Source organism: Bacillus sp. XT-2 (genome assembly GCF_025696525.1).
GTDB lineage: Bacteria > Bacillota > Bacilli > Bacillales > Bacillaceae > Bacillus > Bacillus halotolerans.
In genome coordinates, this window is record NZ_JAHVOC010000001.1 from 1 (window position 1) to 16963 (window position 16963).

The following is a 16963-nucleotide window of genomic DNA, read 5'->3' on the forward strand; positions in this document are numbered from 1 at the left end:
TTCCGCAAGGAAGTAAGATCCCTGAAAGATGATCAGGTTGATAGGTCTGAGGTGGAAGTGTGGCGACACATGGAGCTGACAGATACTAATCGATCGAGGACTTAACCTAATTTCTAATGATGTCACACCTGTTATCTAGTTTTGAGAGAACACTCTCAATTGTTTGGTGGCGATAGCGAAGAGGTCACACCCGTTCCCATGCCGAACACGGAAGTTAAGCTCTTCAGCGCCGATGGTAGTCGGGGGTTTCCCCCTGTGAGAGTAGGACGCCGCCAAGCAATTGCACGTTAGTGCAATTATGGAGGATTAGCTCAGCTGGGAGAGCATCTGCCTTACAAGCAGAGGGTCGGCGGTTCGAGCCCGTCATCCTCCACCATTCTTACTATACATAATATGTTTACATATGAGCCGGTGTAGCTCAATTGGTAGAGCAACTGACTTGTAATCAGTAGGTTGGGGGTTCAAGTCCTCTTGCCGGCACCACTTTTATATGATATAATATTCAAGTCTCTTGTAAGAAGAGCCATTAGCTCAGTTGGTAGAGCATCTGACTTTTAATCAGAGGGTCGAAGGTTCGAGTCCTTCATGGCTCACCATTTATATGTTGCGGATGTGGCGGAATTGGCAGACGCGCTAGAATCAGGCTCTAGTGTCTTTACAGACGTGGGGGTTCAAGTCCCTTCATCCGCACCATTTCTGCGGAAGTAGTTCAGTGGTAGAACACCACCTTGCCAAGGTGGGGGTCGCGGGTTCGAATCCCGTCTTCCGCTCCAACTATACCATCCACGCCGGGGTGGTGGAATTGGCAGACACACAGGACTTAAAATCCTGCGGTAGGTGACTACCGTGCCGGTTCAAGTCCGGCCCTCGGCATTATAATTTGCGCCCGTAGCTCAATTGGATAGAGCGTTTGACTACGGATCAAAAGGTTAGGGGTTCGACTCCTCTCGGGCGCGCCATGATCTACATGAAATCGGGAAGTAGCTCAGCTTGGTAGAGCACATGGTTTGGGACCATGGGGTCGCAGGTTCGAATCCTGTCTTCCCGACCATTCTTGGGGCCTTAGCTCAGCTGGGAGAGCGCCTGCTTTGCACGCAGGAGGTCAGCGGTTCGATCCCGCTAGGCTCCACTTGATTTCAATATATGATTTGGCGGTGTAGCTCAGCTGGCTAGAGCGTACGGTTCATACCCGTGAGGTCGGGGGTTCGATCCCCTCCGCCGCTACCAAAGGACCTTTAGCTCAGTTGGTTAGAGCAGACGGCTCATAACCGTCCGGTCGTAGGTTCGAGTCCTACAAGGTCCACCACAATACGGAGGAATACCCAAGTCTGGCTGAAGGGATCGGTCTTGAAAACCGACAGGGGTGTCAAAGCCCGCGGGGGTTCGAATCCCTCTTCCTCCGCCATATATATTCTTGCATTTTTATCATCGCGGGGTGGAGCAGTTCGGTAGCTCGTCGGGCTCATAACCCGAAGGTCGCAGGTTCAAATCCTGCCCCCGCAACCAAACAAATATATCCTTTTAAATAAGGAGCGCCCGATGGGTGCAACTAATTAAAATGGTCCGGTAGTTCAGTTGGTTAGAATGCCTGCCTGTCACGCAGGAGGTCGCGGGTTCGAGTCCCGTCCGGACCGCCATTTAAATAATAAGGCTCGGTAGCTCAGTTGGTAGAGCAACGGACTGAAAATCCGTGTGTCGGCGGTTCGATTCCGTCCCGAGCCACCATTTACAAATATATATATTTTGGCGGTTGTGGCGAAGTGGTTAACGCACCAGATTGTGGCTCTGGCATTCGTGGGTTCGATTCCCATCAATCGCCCCAAAAAATTGCGGGTGTAGTTTAGTGGTAAAACCTCAGCCTTCCAAGCTGATGTCGTGGGTTCGATTCCCATCACCCGCTCCATTTCTATATCGTCATGGGCCTGTAGCTCAGCTGGTTAGAGCGCACGCCTGATAAGCGTGAGGTCGATGGTTCGAGTCCATTCAGGCCCACCATACCATGACTTTTACGTTCCACAGTAGCTCAGTGGTAGAGCTATCGGCTGTTAACCGATCGGTCGCAGGTTCGAATCCTGCCTGTGGAGCCATATGGAGAAGTACTCAAGTGGCTGAAGAGGCGCCCCTGCTAAGGGTGTAGGTCGTGTAAGCGGCGCGAGGGTTCAAATCCCTCCTTCTCCGCCATGACGGCCCGTTGGTCAAGCGGTTAAGACACCGCCCTTTCACGGCGGTAACACGGGTTCGAATCCCGTACGGGTCATCCTGAAACCTTGCATATCCTGCAAGGTTTTTTTGTTTTCTAAAACTATATGATATGCGTCTGATTTTGTTTTTTATTCTATATCAAATTTACAACAAAAAACTCCATATCTTTTGTTTTTCTTCAGAAAATGAAGTTTTATGTCAATAAATATAAGCGCTTTCTAGAAAGGGCTTTTTTTTATTTCTACGAATAAATAATATAAATGAAAACTATGATGTCAGAAAGGATGATTACATGGCCGCTGCCAGCCCAACAGCACATGATGTTTATCTTTTTCACGAAGGCAGTCTGTTTAAAAGCTATCAGCTGTTTGGCTCGCATTATCGCGAGCTGAATGGCCAAAGCGGGTATGAATTTTGTGTGTGGGCGCCTCATGCGTCAGAAGTTCGAGTGGCTGGAGATTTTAACAGCTGGTCAGGTGAGCTTCATGTTATGCAGAAAGTTAATGATCATGGCATTTGGACGTTATTTGTTCCAGGTTTGAAAGAAAAGGAACGATATAAGTATGAAATCGTGACAAATAGCGGAGAGACCATGCTGAAGGCAGACCCGTATGCTTTTTATTCAGAAGTAAGACCGAATACGGCGTCTCTTACTTACGATCTTGCAGGGTACAGCTGGAATGATCAAAAGTGGCAGAAGAAGCAAAAAGCTAAAACGATATATGAAAAGCCGGTTTTTATTTATGAGCTTCATCTTGGTTCATGGAAGAAGCATCCCGATGGCACGCTTTACTCCTATGAAGAATTAGGCCAGTTTCTTATTCCTTATATCAAAGAGCAGGGATTTACCCATATCGAGCTGCTGCCCGTTTATGAACATCCTTATGATCGCTCTTGGGGTTATCAAGCAACGGGGTATTACAGCCCGACAAGCCGATTTGGCACGCCTCATGATTTGATGAGGTTTGTTGATGAATGCCATCAGGCAAACATCGGCGTCATACTTGATTGGGTCCCCGGACATTTTTGTAAAGATTCGCATGGGCTTTATATGTTTGATGGAGCGCCGCTTTACGAATATCAAAAAGAGCGTGACAGGGAGAACTGGCTGTGGGGCACCGCTAACTTTGATTTAGGAAAACCGGAAGTTCATAGTTTTTTAATTTCTAATGCGTTGTACTGGGCGGAATTCTATCATATAGATGGTTTTAGGGTCGATGCCGTGGCTAATATGCTGTATTGGCCAAATCAGGATGAACGCCATACGAATCTCTATGCAGTTGAATTTTTAAAAAAGCTAAATCAAACAATGCGGGAGGCATATCCGCATGTCATGATGATAGCGGAAGATTCCACCGAATGGCCTCAAGTAACAGGTTCTGTTGAGGAAGGGGGACTCGGCTTTCATTTTAAATGGAATATGGGCTGGATGAATGATGTGCTGAAATATATGGAGACGCCTGCTGAACAAAGGCGGCACTGCCATCAGCTTGTGTCTTTTTCCTTGCTTTATGCGTTTAGTGAACATTTTGTATTGCCATTTTCTCATGACGAAGTCGTCTATGGAAAAAAATCACTTCTTCATAAAATGTCTGGCGACTATTGGCAGAAATTTGCCCAATATCGGCTTTTACTCGGTTATATGACGGCTCATCCCGGAAAAAAACTCATTTTTATGGGATCAGAATTTGCCCAATTCGATGAATGGAAAGATACAGAGCAGCTTGATTGGTTTTTGAACTCCTTCCCCATGCATCAAAAAGCAAGTGTTTTTACTCAAGATCTTCTCCGCCTTTATCAAAAAAGCAAAATCCTTTATGAAAATGACCATCGTGCTCAATCATTTGAATGGATTGATGTCCACAATGAGGAGCAATCAATCTTTTCTTTTATTCGGTATGGCAGAAGGCACGGTGAGGCGCTTATCATCTTATGTAATTTTACACCCTCGGTCTATCATCAATACGATGTTGGCGTTCCCTTTCTTACCCAATATATCGAAGTGTTGAACAGTGATAATGAAAAATATGGGGGCTCAGGTCAATTGAATAAAAAGCCGTTGGCAGCCAAAGCTGGAGCTGTTCATCACAAACCGTGCTATATCACAATGACAATCCCCCCTTATGGCATTTCGATTATGCGGGCGGTGAAAAAAAGAGGAGAGATAAATGAATGAAAAAACAATGTGTGGCTATGCTCCTTGCCGGCGGGAAGGGCAGCCGTCTCAGCGGATTAACAAAAAACATGGCAAAACCGGCCGTATCTTTTGGGGGAAAATACAGGATTATTGATTTTACGCTCAGCAACTGTTCGAATTCAGGCATAGACACAGTAGGCATCTTAACGCAATATCAGCCGCTGGAGCTGAATTCCTATATTGGCATTGGCAGTGCATGGGATCTTGACAGGCACAATGGCGGCGTTACGGTATTGCCTCCTTATGCCGAGTCATCCGAAGTGAAATGGTATAAAGGGACGGCAAGCGCAATTTATGAAAATCTCAATTACCTGAACCAGTACGATCCTGAGTATGTGCTGATCTTATCAGGCGATCACATTTATAAAATGGACTACGGCAAAATGCTTGATTTTCATATTGAAAAGAAAGCGGATGTGACCATCTCCGTGATTGAAGTAGGATGGGAAGAAGCGAGCCGATTCGGCATCATGAAGACAAATGAAGACGGGATAATCACACATTTTGATGAAAAGCCTAAATTTCCAAAGAGCAATTTGGCATCCATGGGTATTTATATTTTCAATTGGCCGCTCTTGAAGCAATACCTTGAGATGGATGACCGGAATCCGTATTCAAGCCATGACTTCGGCAAAGACATCATTCCTTTGCTTTTGGAGGAGAAAAAGAAGCTTTCCGCTTATCCGTTTAAAGGATATTGGAAGGATGTCGGCACGGTGCAGAGCTTATGGGAAGCCAATATGGATTTGCTGAAAGACCAGTCTGAGCTAAGGCTGTTTGAACGCAATTGGAAGATTTACTCTGTCAATCCGAATCAGCCTCCGCAATTTATTTCGCCTGAGGCGCAGGTTCATGACTCACTTGTGAATGAGGGGTGTGTTGTTTATGGGAATGTGTCTCACTCCGTTCTATTTCAAGGTGTCACCGTCGGTAAGCACGCAACGGTCAAGCGTTCAGTGATTATGCCGGATGTGACAATCGGTGAGCATGTCGTGATTGAGAATGCTATCGTGCCCAAGGGCTTAGTGCTTCCGGATGGCGCAGTGATTAAATCTGAAAAAGACATTCAGGAGGTACTGCTTGTTTCGGAGGAATTTGTAGAGAAAGAATTGATTTAATGACTGAAGAGGAGGCAGAATCAGTTGATCAATAATCAAATGTTAGGTGTTATAGATGAAACCACATATAAGCATTCTCTTCAGGATTTAACCGCACAGCGGTCGCTTGGTGCGATTCCTTTTGCTGGCAGATACCGTTTGATAGATTTTATGCTGTCCAATATGGTGAATGCGGACATTAGGAGTGTGGCGATTTTTCCGAAATATCGCTACCGGTCTCTTATGGATCATCTTGGAGCAGGGAAGGAATGGGATTTGCACCGAAAAAAGGACGGCCTCTTTTTTTTTCCGTCACCGCATTTGCATGATGAGTATAATGAATTCGGTTCATTTCGCCAGTTTTCTGATCATCTTGATTACTTTCATAGAAGCACACAGCAATATGCCGTCATCACCAACAGCCATACTGTGTGCAACATTCAATTTCAATACGTGCTGAAAAGACATCAGGAGGCGGGCTGTGACATTACCGAGGTCTTTCAGGACGGTCAGTCGCTGCAAATCTATATCATGTCTTCTAAACTCTTGAAGGATCTGATCTACGGACATATTGAAAAAGGATACAGAACCATTCAGGAGGTTGTTGAAAAGGAAGCCTCCGCATTGACCATCTGCCCATATGAATATTCGGGGTATACAGCTGTTATTGATTCTGTAGAAAAGTATTATACCCACAGTATGGAGCTTATTCAGCCGCGTTTTTGGCAGCAGGTGTTTTTGCCTCAGCAGCCGATTTATACAAAAGTGAAGGATGAGCCCCCCACGAAATACGGGAAGAACAGCACTGTTAGAAATTCTTTAGTGGCAAACGGCTGTGTGCTTGAGGGAGAGATCGAAAACTGCATTTTGTTCAGGGCGGTGCATGTCGGGAAAGGCACAAAACTGAAAAACTGCATTATTATGCAAAAAACGCAGATTGGTGAGGATTGTTTGCTGGAGCAGGTGATTGCTGATAAAGATGTCAAAATCGGCAATACAACTGAAGCTGCGGGAACGGAGGAGCAGCCGCTCGTATTAAAAAAAGGTTTGGTGCAAGGAGAGCTGATGAATTCTTGAAGGTGTTATTTGCTGTCTCAGAATGTATCCCGTTTGTAAAATCAGGAGGCCTGGCCGATGTGGCCGGCGCGCTGCCCAAAGTGCTTTCTCGTCTTGGGAACGACGTAGCGGTGATCATGCCGAAATACAGTCAAATTCCTGATCCTTGGAAAAAGCGTATGAAGAAAACAGCTGAATGTACGGTTGCTGTTGGCTGGCGTCAGCAATATTGCGGGATTGAACATTTGGCTGAAGATGGTGTGAATTATTATTTTATCGACAATAAATATTATTTCTCAAGGGATTCCCTGTACGGGCATTTTGACGATGGGGAGCGGTTTGCTTATTTTTCAAGAGCTGCGCTGGAAGCGGCAGAAGCAGTGAGTTTTCAAGCCGATATCATTCATACTCATGACTGGCATACAGCGATGGTCAATTACTTGTTGAAAGAGGAATACAGCAAGCGCCCTTTTTATAAGCAGATGAAAAGTGTGCTCACGATCCATAACTTGCAGTTTCAAGGTATATTCCCGCCTGAGGTGACACATGACTTGCTCGGTCTGGACATGAGTCATTTTCATTATGAGAGATTAGAATGCAATGGATTTGTTAATTTTATGAAAGCAGGGATTCTCGCTGCTGATCATGTAACAACGGTGAGCCCGACTTATAGAAATGAAATCTTAACGCCGTATTACGGCGAGCAGCTTGAGCCAGTTTTGCAGCATAGAGAAAAAGATTTAACAGGGATCTTAAACGGTATTGATGACTCTTTCTATCAGACAGAGAGCGATCCGTATATTGAGATGCATTACGATCCTGAACGTCTTGATTTAAAGGAAGAAAATAAAACGAAGCTCCAGCGGCGGATGGGCCTTCCGGAACGAAAAGATATTCCGCTGATCAGTATGGTAACAAGGCTGACCAAACAGAAGGGGCTTGATCTTGTTAAGAGAATGATGCACGAGCTGCTGGAGGAGAGAGACATACAGCTGATTGTGCTCGGTACGGGGGAACGGGAATTTGAGGACTACTTCCGGTACATTGAATTTGCATTTCACGATAAATGCAGGGCGTATATTGGGTTTGATGAGCCGCTTGCCCATCAGATTTATGCGGGCTCGGATTTGTTTCTGATGCCGTCGAAATTTGAGCCGTGCGGCCTGGGGCAGATGATCGCGCTTCAATATGGCGCTATTCCGATTGTCAGAGAAACAGGCGGGCTCTATGACACTGTCCGTTCCTACCGGGAGGAAGAGGGCACAGGCAACGGTTTTACGTTCTCAGCCTTTAATGCTCACGATCTGAAATTTACGATCGAGAGGGCGCTGTCGTTTTATCGCCAAAAGGATGTATGGAAGAGCATCATGAAGACCGCAATGAATGCAGATTACAGCTGGAAACAATCAGCCAAACAGTATCAGCGCATTTTCGAGCATGTGACAAGGAGTGGACGGGATGTTCTCGAGTAAAGAACGCTTTGTAGCCTTATTTTTAAAGCGTCTGGAAATGACGTGCGGGAAAAGCTTTAAGGACTCTTCCAGGCTTGATCAATATAAAACCTTAGGCAATATGATCAGAGAGTACATCAGCGCTGATTGGATCCAGACAAATGAAAGAAGCAGGTCCAATTCCGGAAAGCAGACATACTATTTGTCGATTGAATTTCTTCTCGGACAGCTCCTTGAACAAAATTTAATGAATCTCGGTATTCGGGATGTAGTGGAAGCGGGTCTGAAAGAGATCGGCATCAGTTTAGACGAGATCCTTTATATGGAGAGTGATGCAGGGCTTGGGAATGGAGGTCTGGGGCGATTGGCAGCTTGTTTCTTAGATTCTCTGGCTTCGTTAAACTTGCCTGGGCATGGGATGGGGATTCGCTATAAGCATGGTTTATTTGAACAAAAAATTGTTGACGGGCATCAGGTTGAGCTGCCTGAGCAATGGCTGAAAAACGGAAATGTGTGGGAAGTAAGAAATGCTGATCAAGCGGTTGACGTGCCGTTTTGGGGCGAGGTGCATATGACTGAAAAAAACGGCCGTCTGCATTTTCGTCATGAGCAAGCAACAATCATTACCGCCGTTCCTTATGATATCCCGATCATCGGATACGATACGGGCACAGTCAACACATTAAGACTTTGGAACGCCGAACCTTATGCGCATTATCATGGCGGCAATATTTTGTCTTATAAACGGGAAACAGAAGCTGTATCTGAATTTTTATACCCTGATGACACGCATGACGAGGGTAAGATATTACGGCTGAAGCAGCAGTATTTTTTAGTATGTGCAAGTTTAAAAAGCATTGTGAACAATTACCGCAAAACGAATCAATCATTATATGGTCTGCATAAAAAAGTAAGCATTCATATTAATGACACCCATCCTGCACTTGCTGTGCCTGAACTGATGCGGATTTTGCTTGATGAAGAAAACATGAGCTGGGAAGATGCCTGGCATATCACGGTACATACAATTTCCTATACGAATCATACGACACTGTCAGAAGCGCTTGAAAAATGGCCGATTCATTTATTTAAGCCGTTGCTCCCACGAATGTATATGATTATTGAAGAGATTAATGAGAGGTTTTGCAGAGCGGTTTGGGAGAAGTATCCCGGTGACTGGAAAAGGATAGAGGATATGGCGATTACGGCGCACGGAGTTGTCAAAATGGCTCATCTCGCAATAGTGGGAAGCTACAGTGTAAACGGAGTTGCCAAAATTCATTCCGACATTCTAAAGGAACGAGAGATGCGTCATTTTCATTTGATGTTTCCGAATCGGTTTAACAATAAAACAAATGGAATTGCCCATAGGCGCTGGCTGTTAAAAGCCAATCCCGGCTTGTCTGCGATGATAACGGATGCGATAGGCGATGAATGGATAAAACAGCCTGAATCCTTGATTCGGCTGGAACCATACGCTACTGATCCCGCTTTTATTGAGCAGTTCCAAAACAACAAAAGCAGAAAAAAGCAAGAGCTTGCTGATCTGATTTTTTGCACGGCCGGAGTGGCTGTAAATCCGGACAGCATATTTGACGTACAGGTGAAACGGCTTCATGCGTATAAACGGCAGCTGCTGAATGTTCTTCATATTATGTATTTGTATAACCGCCTGAAGGAGGATTCGGGATTTTCTATTTATCCGCAAACCTTTATTTTCGGAGCAAAGGCTTCACCAAGCTATCATTACGCGAAGAAAATTATTAAACTGATTCATTCCGTTGCGGAGAAAGTAAATTATGACCCGGCGGTGAGGCAGCTGCTCAAGGTCGTTTTTTTAGAAAATTACAGGGTCTCTATGGCGGAGCAGATTTTTCCGGCATCAGATGTAAGTGAACAAATTTCGACTGCAAGCAAGGAAGCGTCCGGTACAGGAAATATGAAGTTTATGATGAATGGCGCGCTGACAATCGGCACGCATGACGGGGCGAATATTGAAATGCTGCAACGGGTCGGAGCTGATTGTGTTTACACTTTTGGTTTGAAAGCGGATGACGTTCTTTCCTACCAGGAAAACGGAGGCTACAGATCAAGGGAGTATTATCAGCATGACCGCAGAATCAGGCAGGTAGCAGATCAGCTGATCAACGGTTTTTTTGAAGGTGAAGCCGATGAATTTGAATCCATCTATGATTCGCTGCTGCCGCATAATGACGAGTATTTTGTATTGAAGGATTTCAGTTCATACGCGGATGCCCAGGAGCGTATTCAAGCCGATTATCAAGATCGGCGAAAGTGGTCAAAGCGTTCGATTTTAAACATTGCCCATTCAGGTTATTTTTCAAGCGACCGGACGATTCACGAATATGCGAAACACATTTGGAGAATTAAGCCGATGATGTAAAAAAGCCGCTGTTTGAGCGGCTTTTTTTGTTCAAAGATTCATTGAATAGATCGTAAAGGATAAGACAGTTGCAAAGGCACTCCATAAAAAATAAGGCACAAGAAGCCAGCTTGCGGCCCTGCTGTATACTTTTGCAATGATGATTACAACCAGCGCTGTTATGGCGACAAGCAGGCAGTCAATGGATGCGGCAAGGAGATTCTTTTGCGTAAACTGAAAATAACTGAATGCCTGATTAAGCACATAATTGATCAAAAACGCCAGCCAAAAGCTTTTGGCTTTTTTAAATGAACATTTGGCAAAAACAATGGCAGCTGAAAGAGAAATCAGTGCAAACAGGACGGCCCAGATGATGCCGATCGTTGACCCGCTTGGCGTCCAGTCTGGCTTTTTCAGTGAATGATACCAACTTTGGTCGATCGGAAATAGAAAGTCTGCGGCTGAAAACAGTGCGTATGTAATGATAAAAACTACGATTGCGCCGAACATCTTTTTCATATATTTCCCTCCGGTATGTATTTATTTTACATGTAGGTTTACCCTTTATCTTGGATAGATCAAACCCCTGATATGCGGGAGAGATAATGTAGAGAGCCGCTGTAATGCGGTCATTTATGAAAACACAAAAGAGAACCCCCTTTGCCTGGGGGTTCAATCTGCATGGAGATCGCCAAACGTCGTCATGATGCCTTCTTCATCCAGCTCTTCCTCATAACGTTCATGTGCCCTGCTTGGATACACTGTAATTTCTTTGCCTGTAATATCTGTGGCAATGAAATTCTCATATGATTCTGTATTGCCGATATTTTCTTCGGCATTCATCGTCATATCATCATAGCTGAGCGGCGGATTTTCCATGTCTTGCGGTGTTTCTGAGTTTCCGTATTTTTCAACGTCCTGGTAGGAATCTTCACTGTCGTAAGGCGCTCTGATTTCTTCATCATCGTCAAATTCAAATTGCCCGAAGGGTGTTTCTTCTTCGATCGGACGGTCTTTGGAAACAACATCCTGTGATGAATATTCCGCGAGCGTTGTAGCAGTCGGAAGCGCTTCTAGGCGTTCATAAGGAATTTCCTTTCCGCTGACCTCACAAATCCCGTACGTGCCGTTTTCTATCGCCTTCAATGAATGCTCAATGTCACGGAGATGCTCCCGTTCATGCAAATCAAGAGCAATGTCTTTTTCGCGCTCATAAAGCTCTGTCGCCTGATCGCCTGGGTGATTGTCATAAGCAGAAAGCTCACCCCACGAATCATATGGAAAAGCGGAATTGAGCTGAAAATGGTCATTGTCTTTGAAGCGGTTCAATATATCTTCTTTCGTTTGTTCAAGTTCCTTTTTTAAATGCTGAAGCTGTTCGTTTGTAAGCAATATGATCGCCTCGTTTCTCTGTAATGCATACCTTTAGTATGGACAGATCGCCTGAGAACTTTCATAAATCCCTTGTGGAGGAATATAGGAGATTTTCCTTATATGGTAAGCGGATACAAGCTTTGCTATCAGTGGAGAAAGAAATTTAAGGTTTGTTTCTTTTTCATTTCTGCAATTAGGTTTATAATAGGTAAGGCAGGCCATTTGGACTGCATGATCTGTGTATTTGACACAATGTAGACACAGGTGTATGGTATTAAAAGCATTTTAAGAATTATGGAGGAATGTCTCATGGTGACAACGGTGCAGCGTACGTTCCGAAAGGAAGTTCTACATGCATTACATAAAGCCAAAGAAGTCAACCATGCTGTCTTAATAAGCTATTCGAGACAAATTGAGTCTCTTGACCCTCTATCATTTTTCAATTACGGAGCAAAAAAATATACAGGCAATCGATTTTTTTGGTCAGAACCTGAAAGTGAATTGACAATAGTCGGTCTTGGCAAAGAAGCTGTTTTCCAGACGAATCAAAAAAACGACGAGCGGTATCGCGAGGTTTTTGAACAATGGGAGCGCTTTAAAAAGACGGCTTTTCATATTTATGAAGAAGAAAAGCTGCAGCATCCTGCAGTGGGACCTGTCTTATTCGGAGGCTTTTCCTTTGACCCTTACGAAGAAAGAGGTACTCAATGGGACCATTTCTCGGAAGGGGATTTCTTTGTGCCTTCGCTTATGCTGACAATGTCTGCTGACAGTTCGTTTTTAACAGTCAACAGATGGGTCAGCGGAGAAGATGATGCAGAAGCTGTTTTGGAAGGCTTAAAAGCTTTTGCAGCGGAATTTATGGTCCCCGATTTAAATCAAGAAGATCAGGCTGTGATGACAGCATCTCAGGAGCTGGATAAGTCTGATTGGCTGAAAGCAATCGAAACGGCAACAAGCCAAATTAAAGAGAATCAATATGATAAAGTGGTTCTTGCCAGAGAGCTGCTGCTCACGTTTGACGGTCCGGTCAAAATGGAACCGGTGCTTAAAACGCTTTTGACCGATCAGCAGACAAGCTATGTTTTTGCAATCGAACAAGAAGGCAAAACCTTTGTCGGCGCATCCCCGGAAAGACTGATCAAAAGAGACGGCAACACTGTCATGTCTACTTGTCTGGCAGGTTCCGTAAAGCGCGGCTCCGATGAAGAAGAAGACCGCCGCATCGGCCTTGAATTATTAAACGATGAGAAAAATCTGCTGGAGCATGACATTGTTGTAGGCATGATTCATAACGCTTTTGTATCAAGCTGTTCTGACGTTGAAAAGCCTGACGAACCTGTATTGTACAAAACGAAAAGCGTCCAGCACTTATTTACGCCGATTGTCGGACAGCTTCACGCGTCTGCTTCGCTTTTTGACTTAATTGAGAAACTGCATCCCACACCGGCGCTTGGGGGAGCACCTCAGAAAAAAGCTGTAGAAGTGATCAGAGAGATCGAACCGATGTCCCGCGGCTGGTATGCGGCTCCTGTCGGCTGGATTGACAGTCAGGATAACGGAGAATTTGCTGTTGCCATCCGTTCAGGGCTGATTGAAGGCAGCACAGCACGCCTGTTTGCCGGGTGCGGCATTGTGGAAGACTCTGAACCGCAATCGGAATACGAAGAAACACAGATTAAGTTAAAGCCGATGATCTCTGCACTGGGAGGTGAGAGACGTTGACAGTGAACCCGATTACTCATTACATCGGAAGCTTTATTGATGAATTCGCCCTTTCCGGAATTACGGACGCTGTCGTTTGTCCGGGCTCAAGATCTACACCGCTGGCAATTCTTGCTGCCGCGCATCCGGATATCAACGTCCATATCCAAATTGATGAAAGATCTGCCGGATTTTTTGCATTAGGGCTGGCAAAAGCACAGCAGCGTCCCGTGCTTCTGATTTGCACATCAGGAACAGCCGCGGCCAACTTTTATCCGGCTGTGATTGAAGCCCATTATTCAAGAGTACCGATTATAGTGTTAACTGCTGATCGGCCGCACGAGCTGCGTGAAGTAGGCGCACCGCAGGCCATTAATCAGCACTTCTTATTCGGTAACTTTGTTAAGTTTTTCACAGACTCTGCTCTTCCCGAAGAGTCGCCGCATATGCTGAGATATATCCGAACGCTGGCAGGCCGTGCCGCCGGGGAAGCGCAAAAGCGTCCAATGGGGCCTGTGCACGTGAATGTACCTCTTCGTGAGCCGCTGATGCCTGACCTTTCTGATCAGCCGTTTGAAAGAATGAGAACTGGGCGTCACGTGTCAGTGAAAACGGGTACGCAATCCGTGGACCGGGACTCTCTGTCTGACGTGGCTATGATGTTGAAAGAGGCCGAAAAAGGCATGATTGTCTGCGGGGAACTCCACAGTGATGCTGATCAGCAAAAAATTGTGGAGCTGTCAAAAGCGCTGCATTATCCAATTTTAGCTGACCCGCTGTCTAACCTGCGGAACGGCGTCCATGATAAAAGCACCGTTATAGATGCTTATGACTCATTTTTGAAAGATGATGAGCTGAAGTCAGTACTGCGGCCTGATGTCGTGATCCGTTTCGGACCGATGCCTGTTTCAAAGCCGGTTTTTTTGTGGCTGAAGGATGACCCGGCCATTCAGCAGATTGTGATTGATGAGGATGGCGGCTGGAGAGAGCCGACACAGGCAAGCGCACATATGATTCACTGCAGCCCGTCTAGTTTTGCCGACGCGATCATGGCTGAACATACTGGAATGGATCGAACATCGGAATGGCTGGAAAAATGGCAGATCGTGAATCAGCGTTTCCGTGAATATCTGCAAACGGTCAGCAGTGAAGAGGTTTCATTTGAGGGCAACCTCTATCGAATCCTCCAGCATCTTGTGCCTGAAAATAGCTCGCTGTTTGTCGGAAACAGCATGCCAATCAGGGATGTCGATACGTTTTTCGAAAATCAGGACCGCAATTTCCGTATCTATTCAAACCGTGGCGCAAATGGGATTGATGGTGTTGTCTCTTCTGCCATGGGTGTTTGTGAAGGAACAAAAGCACCTGTGACACTCGTGATCGGGGATTTGTCTTTTTATCATGATTTAAACGGGCTGCTGGCGGCTAAAAAACTGGGTATTCCGCTTACTGTGATCCTCGTGAACAATGACGGCGGAGGGATTTTTTCATTTTTGCCGCAGGCATCTGAAAAGACACACTTTGAAGATTTGTTCGGCACGCCGACCGGGCTTGATTTCAAGCATGCGGCTGAGCTTTACGGGGGCACGTATTCATGCCCGGCTTCGTGGGATGAATTTAAAGCATCATACGCACCGCAGGCTGACAAGCCCGGCCTTCACATTATAGAAATCAAGACTGATCGCCAATCAAGAGTTCAGCTTCATCGTGATATGCTGAATGAGGCTGTGCGGGAAGTGAAAAAACAATGGGAACTGTAAGCATAACTGTTGCAGACGGCGTCCGCTATGCTGTGACAGATGATCGGCCGAATGCTTCTGATACCATAGTCTGTCTGCACGGGTTTACCGGCAGCAAACAATCCTGGGCCTTTCTGGACCAGTTGCTGCCTGATTCCCGTGTCATCAAAATTGATTGCTTAGGACACGGAGAAAGTGATGCCCCGCTGAATGGAAAAAGGTATAGCACGAGCCGGCAAGTTTCAGACCTTGCCGAAATATTTGATCATTTAAAACTTCACAAAGTGAAACTTATTGGTTATTCTATGGGGGGAAGGCTTGCATATTCCTTTGCCATGACATACCCCGAACGGATATCAGCGCTTGTGCTCGAAAGCACGACACCCGGCCTTAAAACCCTCGGGGAACGGAAAGAACGAATCTTGCGGGATCGGAAGCTTGCCGATTTTATTTTGCGTGACGGGATCAAAGCCTTTGTGGACTATTGGGAAGGCATCCCTTTGTTTTCGACGCAGCAGCGGCTTGCTGAAGACGTTCGGCAAAGGATACGGTCGGGCCGTCTGAGAAATAATAACATTGGACTGGCCAACAGTTTAATCGGTATGGGCACCGGTTCTCAGCCTTCCTGGTGGAGCCGGTTAAAAGATATTGCGGCGCCTGTGCTTCTCATCTGCGGAGAATGGGACGAAAAGTTTTGCGCCATTAATCAAGAGGTGCATAAGAAGCTTCCATCTAGTAGAATAGAGATTGTTCCTGAAGCAGGCCATACAGTGCATGTGGAACAGCCGCGTTTTTTTGGTAAAATAGTGAGTGGGTTTTTAACAAACTTATAACTCGTTCATATGGAAAAATAGAGGAGGTCATATCATGGCTGTAGAATGGAAAACTGAACGTACATACGATGAAATACTGTATGAATCGTATAATGGTATTGCAAAAATAACTATCAACCGCCCTGAGGTACATAATGCGTTTACCCCTAAGACGGTTGCTGAAATGATTGATGCATTTGCTCGCGCGAGAGATGATCAAAACATCGGCGTTATCGTGCTTGCCGGTGCCGGAGACAAAGCGTTTTGTTCTGGCGGAGACCAAAAAGTGCGCGGACACGGCGGTTATGTAGGCGACGACCAAATTCCGCGTTTAAACGTATTGGATCTTCAGCGTTTAATCCGCGTCATCCCGAAACCTGTTGTTGCGATGGTATCCGGATATGCGATCGGCGGAGGACACGTGCTTCATATCGTATGTGATTTGACAATCGCTGCCGACAATGCGATTTTTGGACAAACCGGCCCTAAAGTGGGAAGCTTTGACGCAGGTTACGGTTCAGGCTACCTGGCTCGAATCGTAGGACATAAAAAAGCCCGTGAAATCTGGTACCTGTGCCGTCAGTACAACGCGCAGGAAGCGCTGGATATGGGACTTGTCAACACAGTTGTTCCTTTGGAACAGCTTGAAGAAGAAACGATTAAATGGTGTGAAGAAATGCTTGAGAAAAGCCCGACCGCACTTCGTTTTCTTAAAGCTGCGTTTAACGCGGACACAGACGGACTTGCTGGAATTCAGCAGTTTGCAGGGGATGCAACCCTTCTTTACTACACAACTGATGAAGCAAAAGAAGGCCGTGATTCCTTTAAGGAAAAACGCAAACCGGATTTCGGTCAATTCCCGCGTTTTCCGTGATCAGCAGATACGTATGAAACGAACAGCTTGAGCCATTGCGGTCCAAGCTGTTTTCTTTTCAATAAAGTAATTTT

11 protein-coding genes, 21 tRNA genes and 2 rRNA genes are annotated in these 16963 nt (G+C 45.6%); 32 read left to right on the plus strand and 2 right to left on the minus strand.

Going from position 1 to position 16963, the window contains the following annotated elements:
* From KXD37_RS00005 to glgP, 28 genes are all read left to right on the plus strand, one after another.
* A 23S ribosomal RNA gene (locus tag KXD37_RS00005) occupies nt 1-109 on the plus strand; the annotation flags it as partial.
* A gap of 53 nt (nt 110-162) precedes the next feature.
* Nucleotides 163-278 (plus strand): 5S ribosomal RNA (gene rrf, locus KXD37_RS00010).
* 22 nt (nt 279-300) lie between these two features.
* Nucleotides 301-376: transfer RNA gene (locus tag KXD37_RS00015), tRNA-Val, on the plus strand.
* A 31-nt stretch (nt 377-407) separates the two neighbouring features.
* Nucleotides 408-483, plus strand: a tRNA-Thr gene (locus tag KXD37_RS00020).
* Nucleotides 484-520: 37 nt separating this feature from the next.
* Nucleotides 521-596, plus strand: a tRNA-Lys gene (locus KXD37_RS00025).
* Between the two features lie 10 nt (nt 597-606).
* Nucleotides 607-693: transfer RNA gene (locus KXD37_RS00030), tRNA-Leu, on the plus strand.
* A 5-nt stretch (nt 694-698) separates the two neighbouring features.
* Nucleotides 699-773: transfer RNA gene (locus KXD37_RS00035), tRNA-Gly, on the plus strand.
* A 14-nt stretch (nt 774-787) separates the two neighbouring features.
* Nucleotides 788-873, plus strand: a tRNA-Leu gene (locus tag KXD37_RS00040).
* A gap of 9 nt (nt 874-882) precedes the next feature.
* Nucleotides 883-959 (plus strand) — tRNA-Arg (locus KXD37_RS00045).
* Between the two features lie 15 nt (nt 960-974).
* Nucleotides 975-1051, plus strand: a tRNA-Pro gene (locus tag KXD37_RS00050).
* 5 nt (nt 1052-1056) lie between these two features.
* Nucleotides 1057-1129, plus strand: a tRNA-Ala gene (locus KXD37_RS00055).
* Between the two features lie 21 nt (nt 1130-1150).
* Nucleotides 1151-1227 (plus strand) — tRNA-Met (locus tag KXD37_RS00060).
* A 2-nt stretch (nt 1228-1229) separates the two neighbouring features.
* A tRNA-Ile gene (locus KXD37_RS00065) sits at nt 1230-1306 on the plus strand.
* Between the two features lie 6 nt (nt 1307-1312).
* A tRNA-Ser gene (locus KXD37_RS00070) sits at nt 1313-1405 on the plus strand.
* Nucleotides 1406-1429: 24 nt separating this feature from the next.
* Nucleotides 1430-1506: transfer RNA gene (locus KXD37_RS00075), tRNA-Met, on the plus strand.
* Nucleotides 1507-1560: 54 nt separating this feature from the next.
* A tRNA-Asp gene (locus KXD37_RS00080) sits at nt 1561-1637 on the plus strand.
* Between the two features lie 12 nt (nt 1638-1649).
* Nucleotides 1650-1725 (plus strand) — tRNA-Phe (locus tag KXD37_RS00085).
* Between the two features lie 21 nt (nt 1726-1746).
* Nucleotides 1747-1822 (plus strand) — tRNA-His (locus tag KXD37_RS00090).
* Between the two features lie 7 nt (nt 1823-1829).
* Nucleotides 1830-1903 (plus strand) — tRNA-Gly (locus tag KXD37_RS00095).
* 15 nt (nt 1904-1918) lie between these two features.
* Nucleotides 1919-1995 (plus strand) — tRNA-Ile (locus KXD37_RS00100).
* A 17-nt stretch (nt 1996-2012) separates the two neighbouring features.
* Nucleotides 2013-2087: transfer RNA gene (locus tag KXD37_RS00105), tRNA-Asn, on the plus strand.
* A gap of 3 nt (nt 2088-2090) precedes the next feature.
* A tRNA-Ser gene (locus tag KXD37_RS00110) sits at nt 2091-2181 on the plus strand.
* Between the two features lie 4 nt (nt 2182-2185).
* A tRNA-Glu gene (locus KXD37_RS00115) sits at nt 2186-2257 on the plus strand.
* Nucleotides 2258-2494: 237 nt separating this feature from the next.
* Nucleotides 2495-4378, plus strand: coding sequence for a 1,4-alpha-glucan branching enzyme (glgB, locus tag KXD37_RS00120; RefSeq protein WP_151174468.1), 1884 nt, complete (start codon nt 2495-2497; stop codon nt 4376-4378).
* Nucleotides 4375-5517 carry a glucose-1-phosphate adenylyltransferase gene (locus KXD37_RS00125; protein WP_024122609.1) on the plus strand — a complete coding sequence of 381 codons (1143 nt, stop codon included), beginning with the start codon at nt 4375-4377 and terminating at the stop codon, nt 5515-5517. Before glgB ends, KXD37_RS00125 begins: the two co-directional genes overlap by 4 nt.
* A 24-nt stretch (nt 5518-5541) precedes the next feature.
* Complete coding sequence (glgD, locus tag KXD37_RS00130; protein WP_263462947.1) at nt 5542-6573, plus strand: glucose-1-phosphate adenylyltransferase subunit GlgD; 1032 nt, start codon at nt 5542-5544, stop codon at nt 6571-6573.
* On the plus strand, nt 6570-8024 hold the full coding sequence (gene glgA / locus KXD37_RS00135; RefSeq protein WP_188323246.1) for a glycogen synthase GlgA: 1455 nt from the start codon (nt 6570-6572) through the stop codon (nt 8022-8024). The genes glgD and glgA overlap by 4 nt, the downstream gene beginning before the upstream one ends.
* On the plus strand, nt 8011-10407 hold the full coding sequence (gene glgP / locus KXD37_RS00140; protein ID WP_151174465.1) for a glycogen phosphorylase GlgP: 2397 nt from the start codon (nt 8011-8013) through the stop codon (nt 10405-10407). The genes glgA and glgP overlap by 14 nt, the downstream gene beginning before the upstream one ends.
* Before the next feature lie 30 nt (nt 10408-10437).
* On the opposite strand, the gene KXD37_RS00145 is transcribed toward glgP, so the two are convergent.
* Both KXD37_RS00145 and KXD37_RS00150 read right to left on the minus strand, forming a co-directional pair.
* A complete protein-coding gene (locus KXD37_RS00145; protein ID WP_106020319.1) occupies nt 10438-10905 on the minus strand; it encodes a TspO/MBR family protein in 468 nt (155 codons plus the stop codon).
* Nucleotides 10906-11058: 153 nt separating this feature from the next.
* A complete protein-coding gene (locus KXD37_RS00150) occupies nt 11059-11778 on the minus strand; it encodes a yteA family sporulation protein (RefSeq protein ID WP_024122606.1) in 720 nt (239 codons plus the stop codon).
* Nucleotides 11779-12069: 291 nt separating this feature from the next.
* Between KXD37_RS00150 and KXD37_RS00155 the strand changes: the two genes are divergently transcribed.
* Genes KXD37_RS00155 through menB form a run of 4 tightly spaced genes read left to right on the plus strand, consistent with a single transcriptional unit; the run spans nt 12070 to nt 16889 of the window.
* A complete protein-coding gene (locus tag KXD37_RS00155; RefSeq protein WP_263462961.1) occupies nt 12070-13485 on the plus strand; it encodes an isochorismate synthase MenF in 1416 nt (471 codons plus the stop codon).
* A complete protein-coding gene (gene menD / locus KXD37_RS00160; protein WP_106020317.1) occupies nt 13482-15224 on the plus strand; it encodes a 2-succinyl-5-enolpyruvyl-6-hydroxy-3-cyclohexene-1-carboxylic-acid synthase in 1743 nt (580 codons plus the stop codon). The genes KXD37_RS00155 and menD overlap by 4 nt, the downstream gene beginning before the upstream one ends.
* Entirely contained in the window at nt 15212-16036 is an 825-nt protein-coding gene (gene menH, locus KXD37_RS00165) for a 2-succinyl-6-hydroxy-2,4-cyclohexadiene-1-carboxylate synthase (RefSeq protein ID WP_127696607.1), read from the plus strand. The genes menD and menH overlap by 13 nt, the downstream gene beginning before the upstream one ends.
* Before the next feature lie 34 nt (nt 16037-16070).
* Nucleotides 16071-16889, plus strand: coding sequence for a 1,4-dihydroxy-2-naphthoyl-CoA synthase (menB, locus tag KXD37_RS00170; protein ID WP_095714585.1), 819 nt, complete (start codon nt 16071-16073; stop codon nt 16887-16889).
* Nucleotides 16890-16963 lie beyond the last annotated feature (74 nt).